Below are 6,109 nucleotides of genomic sequence, written 5' to 3' on the forward strand. Positions count from 1 at the left end.
CGAGGTCTGTTGATCAGTTCTGGCGCGGAGTACCCGACTGCATCAGCCACCAAACCAACTACAGGACGCCCTCCTCGACGTCCGCGTCGAGCGCTTCCGCGACCGCAGCGACGGTAGGTGCGGCGAAGAACGATCGCAAGGAGACGATCGGCCCGTGTTTTCCACGCAGGACCTCGACGAACCTGGTGGCCTTGAGGCTGTCGCCACCAAGTGTGAAGAAGTTCTGGGTACGGCCGATCTCGTCGAGCCCGAGCAGGTCCGCCCACAGTGCGGCGATCTCGGTTTCCAGTTCTCCTTGTGGCGCCGCTGATTCCGTGCGAGGTGTGACGAGTGCCGCAACGGCTTGGCGGTCGACCTTGCCGTTGGCGCTCAACGGGATCTCGTCGAGCAGTTCGACGTGGTCCGGAATCATGTGTGCGGGCAGGCGTTCGGCGACGATGGCCGCGTCCACTTCGGACCCGGTCACCGCCGCGACGAGCCGTCCCTGCGACACCGCAGCCACTGCCTGCGTGACACCGGGTGAGGCCAGCAGTGCGGCCTCGACCTCGCCCAGTTCGACGCGGTGACCGCGAATCTTCACCTGCTGGTCGGCGCGGCCGAGGAACTCCAGCGTGCCGTCCGGCCAGTACCTGCCCAGGTCGCCGGTGCGGTACCAGCCGCCGGTGAACTTCTCCGCGGTGCGTGCGGGGTCGTCGCGGTAGCCGCGCGCCACCCCCGCGCCACCGATCCACAGCTCCCCTGCGACCCGGTCCGGACAGTCCCTGCCGGCACTGTCGACCACGCGGAACCGCTGGTTGCGCAGCGGGGTGCCGTACGGGATCGAGCGCCAGCCGGGTTCTGGCCTGCGCAGTTCGACGTAGTTCGACCAGATCGACGCCTCGGTCGCGCCACCCATGGCGACGAACCTGGCTTCCGGGAAGCGTTCCGGCAAGTCGAGGCCGACCCAGTCGCCGGAGACGAGGACCAGCCGCAGCTTGGTGTCACCGACGATCGACAGCATTTCCGCCAGCGCCGGCACGGTGTTCCACACGGTCACACCGAAGCGCTCGACCAGCTCGTGCCACCGTTCCGCGTCGCGGCGCTCGTCCTCGGTGATGGTGACGACCGTGCCGCCCGCGCCGAGCAGGCCGAAGATGTCGTACACGCTGAGGTCGAAGTCCAATGCGGACACCGCGAGCACCCGGTCGTCCGCCGTGACGGCGAACTTCTCGTTGATGTCGTCGATCGTGTTCAGCGCGGCCCGGTGGGTGATCTCCACGCCCTTCGGCTCGCCGGTCGAGCCGGACGTGAAGATGACGTACGCCAGCGAGTCCGGGTCGGCATGCACCACTTCCGCGGGGTGGGCGGCGAGGTCGAGCCGCGTGACGACCTGGCTGATGCCGCGCAGCATGCGTTCGCGGCGTGCGGGTGGCTGGTCGACGCCGATCGGCACGTAGGCCCGGCCCGCCGCCAGCACACCGAGCACCGCCGCGATCTGGTCGGGGCCCTTGGGCAACGACACCGCGACCGGTTCCTCGCCAGGGCCGATCACTGCTGCCGTGCGGAGTGCGCGGTCGGCCAGTTCGCCGTACGTGAGCCGGCCGCCCTCCCACACGATGGCCACGCGGTCAGGCGTTTCCGCGGCGTGCCGGAAGAAGTCGGCGTGCAGCGTGCGGTCCGGTACAGGCCCGTCGGTGGCGTTGACCTGTTCGCGCACCTGCCGTTGCGCGGCGGGCAACAGGTCGGGGATCTCCGCCCAGTCACCGGTCGCCAGATGGTCCACAAGGGACAGGTAGGCCGCGAACATGTCGTCCAGAACGCCGTCGGGGAACAGCTCGTCGACCGCGTCCCAGTTCAGCTCGACACCGCCGGCCGACTCGGTGACCTGGTGGTCGAGCCACACCTGCGGGGTCTGCGACACGCCCCAGACCTGCTGGTCGAACAAGGTGCTCGGTTGTTCGACGCCGACGCCCAGGGCGCTGGTGAACACGACCGGCATGCCTTCCGGCAGCGACCGCATGACCCGCACGGCCGAGACGTCGCGGTGGTCGATGGCCTGCCAGAGCCGTTCGTGCGCGAACTTCGCCCGGTCCAGCCAGGTCTCGCCCTCGCCGCACGCCACCAGCAGCAACGACGTGAAGTCGCCCATCACGCTGGTGATGTCCGGATGAACCTCGGCGCGGTCGAACAGCGTGACGTTCAGCGTGAGGTCACCGCGCCCGCTCCACCGGCCGAGAACCTCGGCGAACGCGGCCATCAGCACCGCGGACGGCGTCAGCCCGTGCTCGCGTGCCCGCTCCACGACGGACTTCCAGCGGCCGGAGTCGACGTGTGCGGTGCGGCGGCTGAAGACCGGGGTGACGTCGGCAGGGTCCTTGGCCAGCGGCAGTTTCGGTGCCGGCGGCAGCTCCAGCGCGTCCCAGTAGTCCTGTGAGGACGGTTCCGGCAGGCTCAGGACGTAGTCTCGGAACGACACCCCGATCGGCGGCAGCACGGTGTCCGGGCAGTCGTAGAGCGTGCCCAGCTCGGCGTAGAAGATGAGGATGCTGAGCGCGTCCAGGATGAGGTTGTCGATGCCGATCGCGACCCGGTTGCCGTCGACGGCGACCGAGAACAGCGGCCACTGCTCCGGGTCGAACACCGTGCGCGACTGCGTTTCCCGGTCGAAGCCGCGCTGGACCTCGAATTTCGGAACGCTTTCCAGGATCCGCTGGTCACCGTTCTCGTCGAAGACCGCACGCAGCATCTCGTGGCGGGCGATCAGGGCGTTGACGGCGTTCTCGAGCCGCTCGACGTCGAGGTCGGCGACCTCGTACTCGCGGTAGAAGTGGCAGCCGACGCCGCCGAGCGTGAACGACTCGTCGCGGCCGAGCCAGTACGCGCGCTGCACGTCGGTCGGCGGGAACGGCTCGTGGCGTTGTTCCGGGGCCGCTTCGAGCTGCCACGGGGCTGTTGTCCCGCCGGTCACGAGGGTGGCGGCGAAGTCTTTCAGCACCGGGTTGGCGAACAGGGCGCTGAGCGACATCCCGTCCAGGCCTGCCTCGCGCAGCCGGACGATCAGCCGCGTCGCCAGGAGGGAGTCGCCGCCCAGGGTGAAGAAGTCGTGTTCACGGCCCACTTCCTGGACGTTGAGCAGAGCGGACCAGGCGGCCGCGACCTGACGTTCGGTCTCGGTCGCGGGTGGGGTGACCCGGAGCTGGGCGGATCCGCGCAGCTCGGCGGCGAGGCGCTTGCGGTCGATCTTGCCGTTGGCGGTGAGAGGGAGGGACGGGAGCACGGTCACGGTGTCGGGGACCATGGCGGGCGGAAGGCGATCGCGGAGGAAATCCAGCACATCCTCGGCATTGCCCGTGATCGCCGCAGCGAGCTTTCCCTCCTGCGTCACCACAACAACTCCGCTGCGCACAGCCGGATGCGAGGTCAGCGCCGCCTCGATCTCCCCCAGCTCGACCCGGTGCCCGCGGATCTTCACCTGGTGGTCCGCCCGCCCGAGGAACTCCAGCGTGCCGTCCGGCCAGTACCGCGCACGGTCCCCGGTCCGGTACCACCCGTCCACGAACTTCGCCGCCGTGCGCTCGGGATCGCCCCGATAACCGCGCGCGACGCCCGCACCGCCGATCCACAGCTCACCGGGCACGTGGTCCGGGCAGTCCCGGCCGAGCGCGTCGGCCACCCGGCACCGGACGTTCCCGAGCGGCGTCCCGTACGGCACGGAGGTCCACTGTGGATCGACGGTGACCACCTCGCAGACCGTCGAGTGGATCGCGGTCTCCGTCGTGCCGCCCAACCCGACGAACCTGCACCCGGCCGCACGCTCCCACAGCCGTCCGGGCAGATCTGTCGTCACCCAGTCACCGCCGAGCAGCACCAGCCGCAGCGGCAGGTCCTCCTCCGCGACCGTCAGCACCATGTCCAGCAACGCGGGGACGCAGTTCAGCACCGTCGCCCGGTGCCGCACCAGCAGTTCGACCCACTTCGTGGCGTCACGGCGTCCGGTGTCGCGAACGCAGACCACGGCGCCACCGACGGCCAGAGGCCCGAACATGTCGTACACGCTGAGGTCGAACTCCAGCGCGGACAACGCCAGCGTCCGGTCGTCCGGCCCGATCGCGAAGCGTTCGTTCAGGTCGTCGATCGTGTTGACGGCGGCGGAGTGGGTGATCTCCACGCCCTTGGGCTCGCCGGTCGAGCCGGACGTGTAGAGGACGTAGGCGAGATCGCCACCGGGCACCGGGTCGATCGGGTCGCCGAAGACCAGCTCGCCGAGCACGTGTGCGACACCCGCGGTGGCGAGGATGCGGTCCTTGCGGGCCTGCGGCTGCGTGCCGAGCGGCAGATAGGCGGCACCGGCGGCGAGCACGCCGAGCACCGCGACGACCTGCTCAGGACCCTTCGGCAGGTCGATCGCGACCAGGTCGCCGGGCTGAACCCCTTGCTGTCGCAGCTGTCCGGCGATTCTCCTGGCCCGGTCGGCGAGTTCGCCGTACGACACGACCTCGTCGGACAGCAGCGCCGGTGCGTGCGGAGTCTTCGCGGCCTGGGCGAAGAACGGGTCGTGCAGGCCGCGGGGCTCGCGGCGGACGGCCGTGTCGTTGACCTGGAACCGGATCTCCTGCTGCTCCACGGGAAGCAGTGCCGGCACGGGCGTGGTCCACGCGTCCGGGGTGACGAGCAGCCAGTCGAGCAGACCGGCGTAGGCGTTGAACATCGCGTCCGGCACGCCGGGGGTGAAGGCGTCCTCGCGGATGTCCCAGTTGACCAGCAGACCGCCGTTCAGCTCGGTGACCTGCGCGTCCAGCCACACCTGCGGGCCCTGCGAGATGATCCAGGACGCCTCGCCGAAGCAGCCCTTGACCTCGTCGGAGAACAGCTCGCCCAGGCCCAGCGCACTCGTGTACACGACCGGCGCGAGCACGCGTTCGCCGTGCAGCCTCGACAGGTCCCGCAGCACCTCGACGCCGGAGTACGCGCTGTGCGCCACGTCGGCGTGGAACTGTTCCTGGAGCCTGAGCGCGCGCTCGGCGAAGGTACCCGGCAGACCGCCTTCCCAGGCCAGCAGGATCGACGAGGTGAAGTCGCCGACCAGTTCGTCGACGTCGGCGTGCAGCGGTTCGCGGTCGAACAGCGGCAGGTTCAGCAGGAAGCGCGGCTCGGCGCTCCACGCGGTCAGGGTCTCGGCGAAGACGGCCGCGAGCGCCATCGCGGGCGTGAGGCCGTGGCGTGCGGCGTTCGTCTCCAGGGCGCGTACCTCGTCGGGGGCGAGCCAGCGGTGCCTGCGCAGCACGACGGCCGTGTCCGCGCCGGTCACCGGCAGCTCGGGCGCGCCGGGCAGCTCGGCGAGGCGCTGCCGCCAGTACTCGACGTCCTGCTCACCCGCGGTGTGCGAGCGTTCCGCGAGGTAGCGCGGGAAGCTGTAGTCCAGCGGCCGCAGCTCCGCGCCCTGGTACGCGCGGGCGAGGTCGCCGAGCAGGCCGCGCAGGCTCAGCGCGTCGGCGGCGATCATGTCGAGGTTGACGTGTACGCGGGTCCGGCCGTCGCCGAGCAGGGACAGCTGAACGTCGAACACCTCGCCGTTCGCGATGTCCATGTTGCGGTGCGACAATGTCCGGCGCAGTTCGTCCACATCGGACTGCGTGTGGACGGTCAGGCCCGGCCAGCGGTCGTCGACGATGACCTGGGTGCCGTCGTCGAGCACGCGTACGCGCAGCATGCCGTGCCGGGCGATCACCGCCCGCACCGCGCGTTCGAGGCGTTCCGGATCGACGCCGGTGCCGTCGAACTCGTGGTAGAAGTGCGCGGCCACCCCGCCGAGCTGCTGGCCGGGTGCGCGGCCGACCCAGTAGGCGTGCTGCATCAACGCCAGCGGGAACGGTGCGGTCTCGTCGATGTCCACCCGGCGGACATCGTTCTGGGTCGTTGCACCGAGCAGCGACTGCCACGCGCGGAGCGTCGGATTGGCGACGAGGTCGGCGAACTTGACGCCGACGCCTTCCTTCCGCCACGCCCCGGCCAGGCGCATCATCGTGATCGAGTCCATGCCCAGCTCGATCAGGTTGTCGTCGGCGCCGACGTCGTCGAGGCCGAGCAGGTCCGCGATCCGTGCGGGAAGGTCGTTGTGCACAGCGAGTTC

Annotated in this window: 1 protein-coding gene; it reads right to left on the minus strand. The window is 70.0% G+C overall.

What is annotated here, in order from left to right:
• Positions 1-58: 58 nt before the first annotated feature.
• Positions 59-6,100 carry an AMP-binding protein gene (locus C8D87_RS06925; protein WP_233441942.1) on the minus strand — a complete coding sequence of 2,014 codons (6,042 nt, stop codon included), beginning with the start codon at positions 6,098-6,100 and terminating at the stop codon, positions 59-61.
• Positions 6,101-6,109: the final 9 nt, after the last annotated feature.

It is taken from the genome of Lentzea atacamensis, assembly GCF_003269295.1.
Classification (GTDB): Bacteria; Actinomycetota; Actinomycetes; order Mycobacteriales; family Pseudonocardiaceae; genus Lentzea; species Lentzea atacamensis.